The sequence below is a fragment of the Oceanospirillum sp. genome (assembly GCF_048265165.1).
In the GTDB taxonomy this organism is placed as follows: domain Bacteria; phylum Pseudomonadota; class Gammaproteobacteria; order Pseudomonadales; family Halomonadaceae; genus Oceanospirillum.
Map to the genome: position 1 here is coordinate 1 of NZ_JBLXCD010000004.1, position 16,019 is coordinate 16,019.

The window sequence follows — 16,019 nt, forward strand, 5'->3', positions numbered from 1 at the left end:
TTCAGCGCAATTGCAAGCTCTGGATTCAAAACTCTGACTGAAGGTCAGCAAGTTGAATTTACTGTTACTGATGGCGCTAAAGGCCCTCAGGCAGAGAACATCGTTGCTCTGTAATTTTACAGATAACTTTGTTTGAAAGAAGCCAGTCCTAGTGACTGGCTTTTTTTATGCCTGAAATTTACCCTTCTCTTTTCTCTTTTCTCTTTTCTCTTTTCTCTTTTCTCTTTTCTCTTTTCTCTTTTCTCTTTTCTCTTTTCTGCTTCGCGACTGTTAAAACAAACGACTGTTTTAAATTGAGTAGAATTGGTTTAGTCTGAACTGTCCTAAAGATCAGTCCTGGCCGTTAACGCACCCGGGATAAAAATAAAAATGAAAGGAGATTTCTATGGCATTTCGATTCCATTATCTGAGGAATACACAAAATAGTTCACGGGGAAGGTCTTTATTCACCGTGTTTAAAAACGCATTTCTGATGCTGATCCTGGGTATGTCCTGGCAGAGCTATGCTGCGGTTGTCGCTGAGACATCGTTACCAGCAGTGAGTGTAAAGGATGGCGGTGAGCTGGTGCTTAACGCCGATAAGATTGACTACCGTGCTTGGCAAAGCCAGCAGCTAACTGGCAAGGTATATGTGATTCAGCATATAGCAGGTCGCTCTTCAGCCAAGGCTTTGAATGCTCCGTTAATTGATCGTATTAAAGCTGAAAACCTACCTAAAGACCGTTATCAGACGGTAACCGTGGTCAATACCGATGATGCAATCTGGGGAACAGGCGGCATTGTAAAAGGTAAACTGGAGAGCAGCAAAAAGGAGTTTCCCTGGTCAATGATGGTGTTGGATAAAGAGGGCGTTGCGCTTTCAGTCTGGGGGCTGAAGGAGAAAAGCTCTGCCGTTATTGTGGTGGACACGGAAAATCGGGTGCGTTGGGTTAAAGACGGCGCACTGACTGATCATGAGCAGCAAGAGGTCATGGCCCTGATCCGGCGTTTGCTCAAATAGATCTAGGTTTTTATTTGTTGAAAGTGTCATAAGCCCGCTGAATCTGTTTCTCTTCTCGCCCCGGATTCAGCGGGTTTTCTTTTACGGGTATTGATTGATACTGCTAAAGCTATTGAGGGCTAACTTCTGTCAGGAAGTCAGAGAACCGCTTCCATGAGTGTTTGTCAGCGGTTTTATGGTAGCGATCAGACCCAAATACGCTGAAGGCATGACGTGCGCCGCTGTAAGTGGTCATCTCATGGTCAATATTTGCATCCTCAAGTTCACGGGTCAGCTGAGCGAACTCAGTGATGGGAACTATACGATCAGCACTACCGTGAATCACTAGAATTTTTCCTTTAGTCTTTGAGTAATCCTGGTCTTCTGGTGTTTTCAGGCCCCCGTGAAAGGATACAAAACCTTTCATGTCTGCACCGGAGCGAGCCAGTTCCAGAATAGCTGTCCCACCAAAACAGTAACCCACCGCAACGGCATTATTCAAATCAGCTCCCTGATGTTTCGCAGCCTGTAGAGCGGATTCCATTAAAGTACGCATTTTTGCCCGGTCTTTATAAAGTTCTCCGGTGAGGTGCTGCTTATCTTTTACCTCTGTTGGACGAACACCTTTGCCGAAAAGGTCAGCTGCAAAAACGTTATAGCCTTTATCTGATAGCATTTTTGCCCGTTGTTTCTCATAGCTTGTCAGGCCGTCCCAGTCATGGACAATCAAAACCAAAGGGGCATTGTCTGAGTATTCGATGGCAGGATGGTAGTAGCCCTCGTAAGCCTGCCCCTGAACCCTATAAATAACGTCTTTGCCGCTGGACGCATGGGAGGGTAGAGAGAAAAATATTAAGCTGACGCTCATAAGCAGAAGCTGCATCGGACGTATACCTAGACTAGACATATGGGTCACCTCATTTGAATGCATGTTCAAAGCTTACGCCATAATGGTAAAGAACGATCACTTTTTTCCTGGGTCGGCCATTAGATGTGACGTCTGTGGCTACTTAAAGGTTAGTGCTTTTTTAAGCCCAGGCGAAAAAAATGCCCCGTCAGGAGCATTTTTATCAGAGCTTATCGCCCTTGATGTATTGGGCTGTAACCTATCGTATCAACGGTTGCCCCAAGGTGAGGTTTGTTTGTTGGCAGAGAAGCTACGCTTGGGTTTGTTCTCAGACTGACCAGATGTATTGCCAGAGCCTGAATTGTTAGCACTTAGCTTGCCGCGTGAAGCGGGCTTGCCCTGAGCTGATGTTTTTTTTGCAGGCGCATTATTACGTGGATTTGGACGCGCATCCTGAGTGCCGGATGACCGGCTGTCTGCTCGGCTCTCACCTGAAGCTTGACCGGTATGACGGCGGTTTTTACTGGCAGGTTTATGACCACGGGAATTTTCACCGGAACGCTGACCATCTTTATGTTCACCCTGAGGGCGTGAGCGCCTTGGTTTATGAGAACTGGATGGGGATGAAGACCCTAGATCATTTGTGGGTTCAAAGCCTGCAACGGTGTGGCGTTCGAGTTTATTCTGAATAAGGCGCTCGATATCATTCAGCTGTTTAGATTCATCGGCACTGACTAAGGATACTGCTTGCCCGGAAGCTCCTGCTCTGCCTGTGCGGCCAATTCGGTGTACGTAGTCTTCGGGCACGTTTGGCAGTTCAAAATTGACGACTTGAGGCAATTGATCAATATCCAGTCCTCGTGCTGCGATGTCTGTCGCAACCAGCGTACTAATTTCACCGCTTTTAAAAGCAGCCAGTGCTTTGGTTCTCGCACCCTGACTTTTATTCCCGTGAATTGCAGCAGCGCTGATGCCATTCTTTTCCAGTACCTTGGTCAGCTTGTTCGCGCCATGCTTGGTGCGGGTGAAAACCAATACCTGATGCCAGTTCTCGCTTTTTATCAGATGGGAAAGCAGGGCTGATTTGCGGTTTTTATCTACTGGGCTGATCCACTGCTTAACTGTTTGTGCAGTGGAGTTTGCAGGCGCAACTGATACTTCAACCGGTTGGTGAACGATACCTTTTGCCAGTTTGCGAATCTCGTCGGAAAACGTCGCTGAAAACATCAGGTTCTGACGCTTTGCAGGGAGGACTGCCAGGATTTTGCGGATATCATGGATAAAGCCCATATCCAGCATACGGTCAGCTTCGTCCAGTACCAGTATTTCAAGGTGGTTAAAGCGCACCGCCCCCTGCTGATAGAGGTCGAGCAGGCGGCCCGGTGTTGCAACCAGAATGTCGCAACCGTGTTTCAGCCGTGCGATCTGTGGGTTAATTTTTACCCCTCCAAATACTACACTGCTGCGCAGAGGTAGGCCTTTGCTGTAGAGAGATACACTTTCTCCGACCTGTGCGGCAAGTTCTCTGGTCGGTGTCAGAATCAGTGCCCGCACCTGATTGCTCTTGGTGAGCTGACCTTTGCTCAGACGCTCCAGCAGCGGCAGGGTGAATCCTGCTGTTTTACCTGTGCCTGTTTGAGCCGCAGCCATCACATCTTTGCCTGCGATTACTGCCGGAATCGCCTGTGCCTGAATCGGGGATGGAGTTTCATAACCCTGCTCGCTGACGGCGGCAAGAATAGGGGCGCTAAGGCCCAGGTCGGCAAAGCTCATAACCGGTGATCTCTTAATAAATAGATAAAAAAGCAGGCGCACAAGGTGCATACAGGGGACCGCGTAAAGCGGTGGTGAAGCTTACAGCATGTGCTGCATAAGGGCCATTGTATAATGTGTTTTTCTTGTTACTAGGTGCATTTCACCAAAAGGGCTGCAAAGGTATTTCCGCTTTTATATTGCTGAAAAAGCCCCGGCAGAATAGCCGCCGGGGTTAAGGGAAGGATTTAATGCTAAATCCTTTCGGGACATTTTTTTGCTTGGTCTGTGGCTCCGGGATAAGCATATTTGTAAAAATATGCTGGTAATGGGCGTTACTCGGTTTTAGGGCCAACCCAGACTTGCTGAGTATTTACAAACTCCATGATGCCATGGGGGCCTAGTTCCCGGCCAAAGCCTGAGTGCTTTATACCACCACTTGGCAACCTGGGGTCGGTTTTTACGATGCCGTTAACGACAACCTGACCGGCCATGATTTCACGGGCCATTGCTTCGCCTCTTTCGGCATTAGTCCATATAGACGCTGCCAGGCCATACTCGGTATCGTTAGCGATATTGATTGCTTCATCGGCATCAGAGACTTTGATAACGACGGCGATAGGTCCAAACGTTTCTTCGCGACAGGCCAACATCTCATTGTTGACATCCACCAGCAGAGTAACGGGATAGAAAAAACCATCCCGCTCAGGAATCTCACCACCAAGGAGGCAGCGCCCTCCAGCGTCAAGAGTTTGCCGCACTTGTCGGTCAAGATTGTCTCTCAGGTCTTGTCGGGCGATGGGGCCTATATCTGTACTTTCATCTTTTGGATCGCCCATCTTCAGCTTTTCTAGGCGTAGCTTTAGCTTAGCCACAAAGCTATCGTGTACGGCGTCTTCTACAATGATGCGTTTGGCCGCAATGCAGGACTGACCGGCATTGATAATCCGCGACAGAGTAATAGCATCGGCTGCGGCTTCCAGATCAGCATCCGCCAGTACAATGGCGGGGTCAGAGCCTCCTAATTCAAGAACGGAGGGTTTGATTTCTGAGGCAGCGACTGATGCGACGATGCCTCCCGCTTTGCCGGATCCTGTGAAGGATACAGCCTGAACCCGGGGGTGACGGATTGCTGCTTCTACCTCAGGTGTTTGTAATGGAAGGTTTTGCATAATGTTGTCAGGAATACCCGCTTGTTTAAACAGGCCGGCAATTGCCTCGGCGCAGCCTGGTACATGGGGATCATGCTTCATCAGGCAGGTATTACCGGCCATCAGTGTCGGGGCGCAAAAGCGAAATGCCAACCAGAAAGGGGCATTCCAGGGCAGGACTCCTAAAACCGGACCTATGGGAAGATGCTGCACATAACTGTGGCTCGCATCGGATGGCAGTGTTTTAGGGCTGAGGTACTCTTCGGCGTGCTCGGCGTAATGTTCAGCGCACCAGGCTGCTTTGATGACTTCAGCTCTCGCTTCTTTAATAGGCTTACCCATCTCTTCTGTCATGGGCATCGCCAGCATATCAACACTTTCGCGCATGATACGGGCAACTTTGGTCAGTACTGCAGCTCTGTCTGCAAAGCTGAATTTACGCCAACTCTGCCAGGCTTCATAAGAGGCCTCTATGCGTTGCTCCATTCCCGCTTTGTCCAGGGATGGCTTTTCATATAATGTCTGTCCGGTTGTCGGATTGATTACGGATAACATATCAGGCTCCTTGTCATCGGTCAGGCGTTTAGCAGCGCTCAGGACGTTTTCTTGGTGGCTTTGGATTTAGTGTCGTGTTTCTCTTTACCTGCTGCTTTTCCCGGTTTTGTGTGCTTGTTTTTTTTCAGGGCCTGTACCGTTGCCTGAGCATTTTCGGTGGGAAAGGTGCTCGGGATGACATCCTTGACCTCTGTTTCAGGTTTAATGATAAAATCCTCCTCCATGCCCTCGAAGAAAGAAGCACAACCTGTATCGGTAATATAGATGGTGTCTGAGATACCGCAGGTTTTATCGCCATCGACACCCCACATCCATGGGATAATATGGAAGGTCATGCCAGGTTTTAGTATGGTGCTGTCGCCTTGCTTCAGGCTGATGATATAGCCCTCATCCCAACTGGGTGGAAATGCGATGCCGATGGAATAGCCGGAACGAGTGATCAGACGGGCACCTACATCATTTTCTGTGATGATCGTGCGTACCAGGTTGTCTGCATCGGAGACGGTCATGCCGGGGCGAAGTTCGGCACGAACCTGCTTAAGAGCATGCTTCATGGTTTCCTGGGCTTTGTACATGGAATCACCCAGCTCTCCGCAGACCACGGTACGCATCATCGCGGTGTGGTAGCGCCGATAGCAGCCTGCAACCTCCAGAAATACATGTTCGCCGGGCTGAACTTTGCGCCCTTCCCAGGTTGCGTGGCCGATCATGGATCGGGGGCCTGAAGTGACGTAGGGCATGACTGCTGGCGGCTCCCCTCCGGCACGGAACATCGCTTCACTAATAGCCGCCCCTATCTCGTTTTCTGTCACACCTGGGTATACGGCATCAAAGCCTGCCCGCATCCCTGCGGCGGTGGCTTTTGCAGCGATCCGCATAATCTCTAATTCTACTTCTGACTTGCAGGCACGCCCTTCTTCCACAATGCCAAAGCAGTCCATTAGGCGGCCATCAGTGAAGGCAGTATGCAGGTAGTCCTGATGGTATGCCGGGAAGAAATAGCTGTTGCGCTCGTACCCCAGTATTTTATCCGATAAGCCAAACTCTCTCAGGGACTCAATCAGCATCTGAATCGCATCGCCAGTATCCGGGTAAGGACGGGTTTTCTCGACCCAAGTACGGGCATGGATGTTGGAGGCCTCCATCATGCGAGTAATCATAAAGGGCTCATCATCCTGGGGGACTACCAGTGCCTGGAAATAGGAGTATCCGGTGGTTTGATAGTCTGTCAGGTACATCAGGTTTTCGGGATCGGTGATGATCACCGCATCCAGAAGACGCTCTTTCATTCGTTGGCGTAGGTCGTTCAGACGTCGCTCATACTCCGCGAATGGAAAGGTCATATCATCCCGTTGCTTCATTGGCGTGCCTCCATAACCGTTTTTACTGCGCGTTCGAGTATCTGTAACCCTTCTTCCAGATCATTGTCGGGAATTGTTAAAGGGGGGATCAGTTTGATGACCTGGCCATCAATGCCGCAAGGGCCTACCAGTAAACCCTTGTCAAAACATTCACGGGCGATCGCTTTTGAGCTTGCGCCATTCTGGATGTCCAGTGCCTGGATCATGCCTTTACCGCGGGCCGTGACGTTAGGGTACTGGGCGGCCAGAGCGGCCATTCGATCTGAAATCATGGCCCCTCTTTCCAGTGTTAGTGCCATTAGAGCGTCATCCTCGAAATAGCGAAGCGCTTCGCGGCCAGCCACAAAAGAGAAGCCTTGTCCGCGGAAAGTGCCAGTATGCTCCCCTGGTTGCCAGTGAGCATCGTGTTCAGGTTTTACCAGGTTCATCGCCAGTGGCGTGCCAAATCCACCAATCCCTTTTGCCAGGCAAATAATATCCGGATCAAGCCCCATTTTATCGAAGCTGAAATAGCTGCCGGTGCGACCACATCCCACCTGAATCTCATCGATGATCAGGAGTGCGCCAAGGTCTTTTGCCAGATTTTGCAGTGCCATCAGCCAAGATTCGCTGGCAACGTTAACTCCGCCTTCGGCTTGTATGGTTTCAACAATAAAGGCCGCCGGTGGCTCCAGGCCGCTACTAGTGTTTTCATAACCGGCCCTGAGAGTGGCCAAGCCCTCAAGTCCACCGCCAACATTGCTCTCAAAGGGAGCATGCTGAACATGGCCCAAAGGCACACCTGCAGCATTACGGAAGTATTGATTGGCCGTGCAGGCCAGGGAGCCCAGTGTCATACCATGGAAGCCCTGACTGAAGGCGACAATGTTCTCCCGGCCTGTCACTCTGCGGGCCAGTTTTAGAGCAGCTTCCACAGCGTTGGTGCCGGTGGGGCCCATAAACTGCATTTTGTAATTCATGTTGCGGGGTTTAAGAATAGTTTCGGCAAATGCGCTGATAAAGCTTCGCTTAACCGTTGTGCTCATATCAAGACTATGGGCTACACCATCGGCCTGAATAAAGTCGATGATTGCCTGTTTCATGTGCGGGTTGTTGTGACCAAAGTTCAGAACACCTGCGCCTGCGAAGAAGTCGATATAGCTTTTGCCTGCCTCATCGGTCTGTCGAGCATTAGACGCCGATGCAAATACAGTTGGATAGGCCCGGGAGTAGCCCCGGATTTCAGATTCCCATTGCTCAAAAATTTCCATAACCCCTCCCAAACTGAGCGAATACAGAGGTATCGCCCAGCGTGCAGATACTGCCCTTGCGGCAGCTCGGTATTTTTAAATGCAGCCAGTTCGCCAGATAGGCTCTGGAGGAACTGACCAAAATGATGAACAGACCCTGCCTGAATCAGAATTCAGGCTGAAAAAAACCTCAGTTTGTTCCGCTTACACTCTGCAAAACAAAAGTTTTGGAGTGGCAGTCAAACGCGGGTTTTTAAAAGATCTGCTTTCAACGTAGGAGAGATAGAGCGATCCTGCAAGCTAATGAAATTAATCATTAAATATGCTCTGTTTTGGGCTGAGGTGCGCCCACTAATCGGGCAAAAACAGAGACTACTTGTGGTAGTAGCCGATCATTAAACTGATAGTGTGGGCTATGACAGGGGGCTGTGTAATTCTCCTGCTCCGCCATGCCGATCAGCGCAAATGCACCGGGAATTTGCTGCAGGTAGTAGCTGAAGTCCTCTGACGCCATAATAGGAACCGGTGTATTGCTTTGCCAATGATCACCGAGCTGTTCCTTAAGGGCGACTCGAAAGGCCTCCGCGGCCTGGGTATCGTTCACGGTGGCTTCATATCGTGGCTTGATTTCCACCTCTGCTTCAACACCGTAGGTGCGTGCAGTGTCTTGGCAGATCTGCTCGATTAAAGCGTTTATCGGTTGTCGCTGTTCCGGAGATGAGAGGCGTATGCTGCCTTCAATTAGGGCACTTTCCGGGATGACGGTTGCGGCGCTTTCCGCTTTGAAGGAGCAAACACTGACGACGGCGGCAGCCTGAGGCGCGATTCTACGGCTAATAATTTGTTGCAGGTTTACCACCATAGCAGAACCAGCGAGTATGGGGTCTCTGCAGAGTTCTGGTTGACTGGCATGACCTCCTTTGCCTTTTACACGGATATGGAAGGTGCCGTTACCTGCCATCACGGTTCCATCAGGGCAAATGGCCTGTCCATAGGGAATAGCAGGCCAGTTATGCCAACCGTAAATCCGATCAATCCCTTCGAGAGCACCGGCATCAATCAGGGCTTTTGCACCATGCCCACCTTCTTCTGCCGGTTGGAAAATCAAGGTGACTGGCCCCGGAAGCTGATCCTCATGGGCTTTTAGCCAGGCGGCTGTTGCCCAGAGTGCGGCGGTATGCCCGTCATGCCCGCAGGCGTGCATGCAACCTGAGGTTTGGGAGGCAAAGCTGACCTGAGCTTCTTCATGAATAGGAAGGGCATCGATATCTCCGCGGAGGGCAGTATGGGGGCCGTTGGCATTGGGTGCCAGCGTCGCCAGCGTGCCAACACCTTCATATTGCCGCCACTTTATACCCAGTTGGTCGAGATAATTTCTGATGGTTTGAGCGGTCTTTTTTTCCTGCCAGGTCAGTTCTGGCTGCTGGTGTAGCTGATGACGCAGTTGGGTCGCTTGCCAGATGATATCTGACCATAAATTACTATCGTTTTTCGAGTGTAGGCTTTGCTTACTTTGAGTGCTGCTGATATCGCTCATAGAGATCCTCCTGATCGATAAGGAACGTTTCACCTCTATAAACCTAGTCATACAATGGGATTAAGCAAGCGCTGTCTTTACTATGAACCTGTGCAGATGACGGTCAGAGAAAGGGTGTTATCGGTCTTGTTGCCAAAAAGCTCCAGGAAAGGTGCTTTTTGGCAGTTTATCTCAGGTTACCGAATGTATTTATTTGCCAGTTTTTCACCCAGCTCCTGCTGAACTTTGGTTTGCTCTGTCCAGATTTTTTCTGCCAGCCAGGGTTTTTTTGCATAGAACTGGCGGCTAAGCATCAGGTAGTAATCTTCTTCATGAAGGCCGTATTCTGCCCGACTGATCAGATCGGAAAGCTCCGGGTGCATTCGGGCCAGGGCATCCACATGGCTGACAACAAGAACGCTGGCCGGTACTTCTCTGCGTAGCAGAGCTTGCAGAGCTTCTGTGGTTGTTGCGTAACTCTGCACCGGGTAATTGTGTGTTTCCAAAAGAGGAATGACAGGGCTGTGGTTTTTAACGGCTACTCCCCGGTTTTTGAGTCCGTAAATACGGTCACCATCAGTTGTTATTTTACGATCATCTTTGACACGATATAGGGCATATTCCTCCCCATAGAGCTTTTGTAGCGGGTCAACTTTCGCTTTGGTAAAAGGGTATTTCCCAGTGAAGAGCCAATGCTCCCGGTAAGGGACGTTAAACAGGCCGTCGAGTTTGCCTGTTTTTATCTGTTCCAGGCACTGATTGAATTCGCAGCGAACCAGCTGAAAACGAACCTCTTTTATCCGCTTTCCGACTTCCTGCATTATCTCAACGCTGTAGCCTGGGTTATTGGCTGGGATTTCAGTGCCTGAATCCAAATAGTAGGGGGCTGAGGCTTCTGTTGGGTAGCCTACCAGAAAGCGGATAGGAGCGGCCTCTGCCTGTGTGTAGGGCATGAGGATTAATAGGCTCAGCGTCAGCATTGAACCGATCGCTCTGATATCAGGCAGCGTTGTGAAAAACATTAATTAAGCACCTCCGGCAGTCTCTTCCGGTTCTGAATAAACTCAGTTTACAGTCCCGGCTAGCCGACATCTCATATGACGGCTGTATTTGTGATAATGGTTTGAAGTGTTGCTGTGATGATAATAGGAAAAGAGATTATCATAAGCGCGGCAGGAATAACCTTCTTTAGGATATAAGCGATGAGCCACAAACCTGAGTACTTTATGCACAGAGCGCTGGAGCTGGCGCAAAAAGCTGCCAGTGAGGGAGAGGTTCCGGTGGGGGCTGTTGTGGTATTTGGTGGTGAAATTGTAGGGCAAGGCTGGAATCAACCGGTTTCAGGCTGTGATCCAACGGCCCATGCAGAGATTATGGCGTTACGGGATGCTGCCCGGCAGATGGATAACTACCGACTGATTGATTGTGATCTTTATGTGACGTTAGAGCCTTGCACTATGTGTGCTGGCGCGATTATCCACAGCCGGATACGGCATGTGTATTATGGTACGGCTGAACCCAGAACAGGTGTTAATGAGAGCATCTGTAATTTATTTGCTCAGCCTTGGTATAACCATAAAGTAAAGGTTACCGGTGGTTTGTTGGCAGGGAAAAGTAAGCAGGTGATGAAGCGCTTCTTTTCAGAGCGCCGGAAGTCAAAATAAGAACCAGCCGATCAAGCTTGACCGGCTTGGATACTAAAGCGTCTCACCGCCAAAACTGAGTTGATAACTGAGGCCACCGTATAAGTCATTTGATGAAGAACCTTGCCATAGGTCTTTTGGCTGAGACAGGTACAGTGACCATTGCTGGTTATCAGATGGTTGCCAGTTAACCAGTAGTGTCAGATTTTCAGGGGTTTTTGAGACAGGTAAACCAAAGCTGGTTATCAGCTCCTGATGACCATAGGTATCAATATCTGTTGTTAATCGGTCATAGCGGGTTGCCAGTATCCACTCAGGAGAGACCTGATAAGCAACTAAGCCGTAAAAGCCAGAGCTTTTATCTTTAATCTGCAGAATCTGACTGTCGGTCTGAGCATCGGTGTTCAGGTCCCGAATAAAATACTCTCCGCTAACCTGCCAGCGCTCTTTTTGCCATAATGCCGACAGCATCCACTGCTCAATATCCCCTGATAGCTGATAGACAAGGTCGCTATCGCTACTATGGCTATGTCCCGAGTTTTCACTCTGATAGTTCTGCTTGCTGGCCAGGAAGCCAACCTTGGTATCCAGGTGTCCCCAGTTTTCCATCTCAGCACTTTGATCCAGAGACAAAGTATGTGTTTGGCTGAATTTATTGCCAGCCTGTTGGCCAGAAAGACTGTTATCGCCAGCGAAGGTTTCAAAAGTAATTTTGGTATTCGGGGTTATGCTGTAGCTGACACTCAGTCCATCATCTTTCAGTTCTCCCCCCATCAGACTCTGATAGATCAGCGGAGCCGTAGGAAAGAGTAATCCCGCGTGCCCCTGGTCGTTGTAAAGCGCTGCTGATGAGTAAAATCGGCCTATACGTAATGTAAACCCCTGTAATACTGAATCTTGAGCCGTGCCGTGAATAAAGCCCTGATCAATATCCAGTGAGGACTCACCTCCATGACTGTGATTACTGATCGCACCGTAAGCCAGCCAGTGATCGGCAAGCTCAGTGGTTAATGCCAGTGTTATCTCAGCGGCACCTATTCCTTCCTCAGCAGGTTCCGCCTGTTGCAGGATCGGTGTTGTAAGCTGATAGTTTTGTTCCGAAACCCCTGACAGGATATGTTGTTCCACATCTAAACTAATGCGTATTCCTGTATCAGGAATATCCATTTCAGAGCCATGGGCAAGCACGTCGGAAGATGGGGCTATCAGCAGGCATGCCAATGTTGATGTGATGGCCCACTTTGCAGCGGAGGGCACTGGGTTTGCTGCTTTATGAGTGCGGATTAGCAAAACGTTCATCCTTGTTAAAACTGTCATCGGTGAGGGATTTCAGGAAGTTGATCAGGTCTTGTTTCTCTTGCGTCGTTAGCTCAAAGCCACCGACAAAACCGCTTTTATTAGGGTTTTTACGGCCATCGCCCGTGGCCTGACCGTTAATAGTTGTTGGTGCCCGGCCACCGGCTGCGTAGTGCTCAATCACCTCTTCCAGTGTTTCGATGGAGCCATCATGCATATAAGGAGCGGTTACCTCGATATTACGGAGAGAAACGGGCCTGAACTTGCCTTTGTCTTCTTCTTTGCCTGTGAGCTCAAACAAGCCTTGGTTACCCACCGGATAGCTACCTGCACCATCAAGATTATAAAGACCGTTATTAAAAAAAGGTGCTTCAAAAAATACGGTCTTGCTGTGACGGGTGGATTGGGAAAAATTGAAACCACCATGACAGTGGAAGCACTCGGTCCGTTCGCTGAAGAACAGGTCCATACCGCGCTTCTGGGAGTCGGTCAGTGCGTTGCTATCGCCCTGTTCATAGTGATCATAGGGGGCATCGAAGGAGACCATTGAGCGAATAAAAGACGCGAGTGATTGGCTGATTTGCTGGAAGTTAATCTCTGAGCCGTTGTCTAGGTTGCTATCAGGATACGCTGCGGCAAAGAGTTGTTGGTAAGATGTATCCTGAGAAAGTCGCAATAGAATTTCTTCTTTATTGCTATCGTTAACACCCAGCTCAACCGGAAACTCTGCAAAAAGAGGTACAGAGTGCTGATCAGTCAAGCTGGTTAGCGAGTGGTTTCCCCAGGTAAAGGTGGAATTATAGGCAACATTGAGTAACCCCTGAGAGTTACGGTCAAGCTGTTCTCCGGTAGATCCTGTGGGTAATGCGATGCCATCAGCAAAGCCGAGCTCCTGTAAATGACAGCTACCACAGGATTGGGTCTGATTGCCGGACAAGCGGATATCAAAAAACAGATGACGCCCCAACTCTACTTTTTCGGGAGTCATGGGGTTATCTTCAGGCACAAAAGGTGCTGGAGTGTTGGCTGGAATCCGGAAATCAAACGTGCTGGTGCCTGCAGAAAACTCCTGGTGCTGCCAGTCAGAATCTCCGCAACCAGTCAATGCTGCGAGCGAGCATAGGACCGGTGCTAACCATCCTGTTTTGATGGTTTTTGAACGCAAAGCTGGAATGGCCAGCTTTGCGTTCAGGGCGGCCATCTTAGTGTTCAAGGCAGAAGATAGTGCCGCTCTCATTAAAGAGATCCTTTACCGAATAGGGTCTGATCACCTGTAAGACCTATGTTCTTAAAGATCTCGACACAGTCTGGATCGGTGGCACCGGACATACAGCCAAATGGGTAAGGCGTACTGGTGGAAAGATTCGTTGTAGCCATCAGCTTGCCATAGTCAACGATCACTTTATTCGCTTCGATATTAAAGTCGTTTAAGGTGATTGTTGGGCGGTTAGGGTTGGCACAGGTTACGGTTTCGCCGAGAGTTGGATCACCGGAACAGTCTGTGCTGCCTAAATGGAGGAACCAGGATTGGGTGCTTTGTGTGGCGCCATCCTTGTCAGTGTAGTTGTAGGGTGTATCAAGCTTAAGATCCATGCGGGCGTGTTTATAACCACTTTGCCAGCGCCAAAAAAGACCTGAAATATTGAGCGGAGAGGGAGCCGATGTTGAATCCTGATGATTGGTTTGACCCGGAACACCAACGTTGAACTCAAGGCCGGTGTAATCGCCCTCATCAACTGTACCGCTGACGACCATATTGGTTGCTGGTGTACCTGATGTACAGCTGCCATCTCCGGTTTCAAAGTCCAGTAGGGCAACTTCGTCAGTTTGCCATGCACCGTCATTTTTCAACGTGACGGGATGCCTGTTACCCTCAGCATCAATTAAATTGACACCGTTTAGGTACAGGCGGTAGTCAGTCAATACTGCTGAGGCGCTGCTGGTTCCCAGTCCTGCATAAGTATCTGCACAGCTAAAAGGTTGGCCGTTGACCTCCCCTGCAAATTGAATGACAACATCTCTTTGTATTGCGTTGTTATCATCATCGCTGCCTAAACAACCGGTTAGTGTTGCGATGCTGGCCAGGGTGCCGCATATCATCAGTTTATTCATTATGCTCTCTTCCTCCATGTAAGGGAGACCATCATAATAAAGGTGCTGATGTGACTGAATTTGACATAGTGTCGCGCGGCACTACGCCTCAGTGGCGAAGTGTCGCAGATATTAGGATGTGCTGTTTGACTGGGGCTAGAGTACCGGAGGTACGATACTGAAGTTAACGGCTTTCTGGACACTTTCTTCTGTGGCTTGGTTTTGAGCTACCTGCTGCAGACGGCTGTCGTACCAAGTCAGAATATCGTAGTACTGACGGATGTTTTGAACGTAATGTACCGGCTCTTCGCCTCGGGCAAAGCCATGTTTGGTGAAGCGATACCAGTTACGTTTCTGCAGAAGTGGCAGATGTTCCCTTACATCGATCCATTTGTTTGGGTCTTTTTTCATATGCTCGGTAATTTTCCGGGCATCTTCCAGGTGACCATAACCGACATTGTAAGATGCCAGTGCCATCCAGGTACGGTCGGGTTCCAGAATTTGTTCCGGCATACGGCGAATCAGTTTGGAAAGATAGCGGGCCCCGCCATAAATACTTTGTTTTGCGTCCAGTCTGTTTGTTACCCCCATATCACTGGCGGTATTGAGGGTTAGCATCATCAGACCCCGAACCCCCGTTGGTGACTTAGCCCGAGGGAGCCAATGGGATTCCTGATAGCCTGTGGCGGCCAGCAAGCGCCAGTCTAGGTTGTACTTTTCAGCCGCTTGCCTGAAGTGTTTTTCATACTTGGGCAGGCGTCCCCGGATATGACGCAGGAATAGCTGCACGCCAACATAGTTCAGTTCTTCTTTATGCCCATAATAGCGGTCACGAATTTGAGAGAGAGTGCCATCACTCTCTATTTGGGAGAAGAAGTCCCGGGCGGCATTGTATAGGGTATTATCTCTGCGCTTTGGCATCGCCCATGCGAGCTTATGGGTCTCGTTCAATACAAAGGCTTCTTTTACTCTGGAGTAATAAGCTTTGTTGATTCCCAGCTCGTTCGAGTTGATGACAGCAAAGTCCAGTTCCTGCTCGTGTACCATACGGATAAGATCCGTGGCCTCCAGGTCACTGGTTTCTTTCCAGCTAAGTTTTGGCTGTTTCTGTTGCAGACTTCGGAGCAGAAGAGCGTTGTTTGTGCCGGCAATGACGGCAGTTTGCTTACCGACAAGGTCTTCTACTGTTTTGGGCCTGGACTCTTTCCGGTTATAGATCACAACGGGCTGCACATCCATATAGCCCTGACTGTAGTAGAAGTCGCCAATGCGATCCAGATTGACCTCAAGCCCTGCCGCAGCCAGGTGAGCGTCACCCTCTTCCAGAGACTGATAAATACCCTTAATGTCATGGTTACTATCAATTTCGAGCTTTACTCCGAGATGATCAGCAAACAGGCTTGCCAGTTCATACTCGAAACCAGTGGGACCATCGGACCCTTCATAGTAGGTCGTTGGGGTATTCCGGGTCAGAATTTTCAGCGTGCCATTTTGTTTAACTTCTTCCAGGACGGTGGGTTGGTTACAGCCGGACAAAGACACTGCTGCCAGCAGCGTTGCTGCGGCCATCGTGAACTTTGTAAATTGTAAAAAAGGCTG

The 16,019-nt window shown here is 49.6% G+C and carries 14 protein-coding genes; 3 read left to right on the forward strand and 11 right to left on the reverse strand.

Annotated elements, in window-relative coordinates; translation table 11 throughout:
• Positions 1-114, forward strand: a 114-nt coding sequence (locus ACN0R8_RS09585) for a cold shock domain-containing protein (protein WP_417597272.1), incomplete at its 5' end; no start/stop codon positions are given.
• A 271-nt stretch (positions 115-385) separates the two neighbouring features.
• Positions 386-1,000, forward strand: coding sequence for a YtfJ family protein (locus tag ACN0R8_RS09590; RefSeq protein ID WP_417596861.1), 615 nt, complete (start codon positions 386-388; stop codon positions 998-1,000).
• A 109-nt stretch (positions 1,001-1,109) separates the two neighbouring features.
• Here ACN0R8_RS09590 and ACN0R8_RS09595 read toward each other — a convergent pair whose 3' ends face one another.
• The 7 genes from ACN0R8_RS09595 to ACN0R8_RS09625 form a co-directional block, all read right to left on the reverse strand.
• Positions 1,110-1,886: a dienelactone hydrolase family protein gene (locus tag ACN0R8_RS09595; protein WP_417596862.1), complete on the reverse strand. Its 777-nt coding sequence runs from the start codon at positions 1,884-1,886 to the stop codon at positions 1,110-1,112.
• A gap of 207 nt (positions 1,887-2,093) precedes the next feature.
• Positions 2,094-3,599: a DEAD/DEAH box helicase gene (locus tag ACN0R8_RS09600; protein WP_417596863.1), complete on the reverse strand. Its 1,506-nt coding sequence runs from the start codon at positions 3,597-3,599 to the stop codon at positions 2,094-2,096.
• Between the two features lie 314 nt (positions 3,600-3,913).
• Positions 3,914-5,284 (reverse strand): NAD-dependent succinate-semialdehyde dehydrogenase, encoded by a 1,371-nt coding sequence (locus tag ACN0R8_RS09605; protein ID WP_417596864.1) that lies wholly within the window; start codon positions 5,282-5,284, stop codon positions 3,914-3,916.
• Positions 5,285-5,322: 38 nt separating this feature from the next.
• Positions 5,323-6,645: an ectoine hydrolase gene (gene doeA / locus ACN0R8_RS09610; RefSeq protein ID WP_417596865.1), complete on the reverse strand. Its 1,323-nt coding sequence runs from the start codon at positions 6,643-6,645 to the stop codon at positions 5,323-5,325.
• Positions 6,642-7,895: an aspartate aminotransferase family protein gene (locus tag ACN0R8_RS09615; protein WP_417596866.1), complete on the reverse strand. Its 1,254-nt coding sequence runs from the start codon at positions 7,893-7,895 to the stop codon at positions 6,642-6,644. Before ACN0R8_RS09615 ends, doeA begins: the two co-directional genes overlap by 4 nt.
• A 295-nt stretch (positions 7,896-8,190) precedes the next feature.
• Entirely contained in the window at positions 8,191-9,411 is a 1,221-nt protein-coding gene (gene doeB2 / locus ACN0R8_RS09620) for a N(2)-acetyl-L-2,4-diaminobutanoate deacetylase DoeB2 (RefSeq protein ID WP_417596867.1), read from the reverse strand.
• A 176-nt stretch (positions 9,412-9,587) separates the two neighbouring features.
• Positions 9,588-10,412: a substrate-binding periplasmic protein gene (locus ACN0R8_RS09625; RefSeq protein WP_417596868.1), complete on the reverse strand. Its 825-nt coding sequence runs from the start codon at positions 10,410-10,412 to the stop codon at positions 9,588-9,590.
• Positions 10,413-10,592: 180 nt separating this feature from the next.
• On the opposite strand from ACN0R8_RS09625, the gene tadA reads away from it, so the two are divergent.
• Complete coding sequence (gene tadA, locus ACN0R8_RS09630; RefSeq protein ID WP_417596869.1) at positions 10,593-11,054, forward strand: tRNA adenosine(34) deaminase TadA; 462 nt, start codon at positions 10,593-10,595, stop codon at positions 11,052-11,054.
• Between the two features lie 33 nt (positions 11,055-11,087).
• On the opposite strand, the gene ACN0R8_RS09635 is transcribed toward tadA, so the two are convergent.
• From ACN0R8_RS09635 to mltF, 4 genes are all read right to left on the reverse strand, one after another.
• Positions 11,088-12,323 (reverse strand): TonB-dependent receptor, encoded by a 1,236-nt coding sequence (locus ACN0R8_RS09635; protein WP_417596870.1) that lies wholly within the window; start codon positions 12,321-12,323, stop codon positions 11,088-11,090.
• Positions 12,304-13,566, reverse strand: a complete 1,263-nt coding sequence (locus ACN0R8_RS09640) for an MbnH family di-heme enzyme (RefSeq protein ID WP_417596871.1) — start codon at positions 13,564-13,566, stop codon at positions 12,304-12,306. The genes ACN0R8_RS09635 and ACN0R8_RS09640 overlap by 20 nt, the downstream gene beginning before the upstream one ends.
• Positions 13,566-14,441, reverse strand: coding sequence for an MbnP family copper-binding protein (locus tag ACN0R8_RS09645; RefSeq protein WP_417596872.1), 876 nt, complete (start codon positions 14,439-14,441; stop codon positions 13,566-13,568). Before ACN0R8_RS09645 ends, ACN0R8_RS09640 begins: the two co-directional genes overlap by 1 nt.
• A 135-nt stretch (positions 14,442-14,576) precedes the next feature.
• Positions 14,577-15,989, reverse strand: coding sequence for a membrane-bound lytic murein transglycosylase MltF (mltF, locus tag ACN0R8_RS09650; protein ID WP_417596873.1), 1,413 nt, complete (start codon positions 15,987-15,989; stop codon positions 14,577-14,579).
• Positions 15,990-16,019 lie beyond the last annotated feature (30 nt).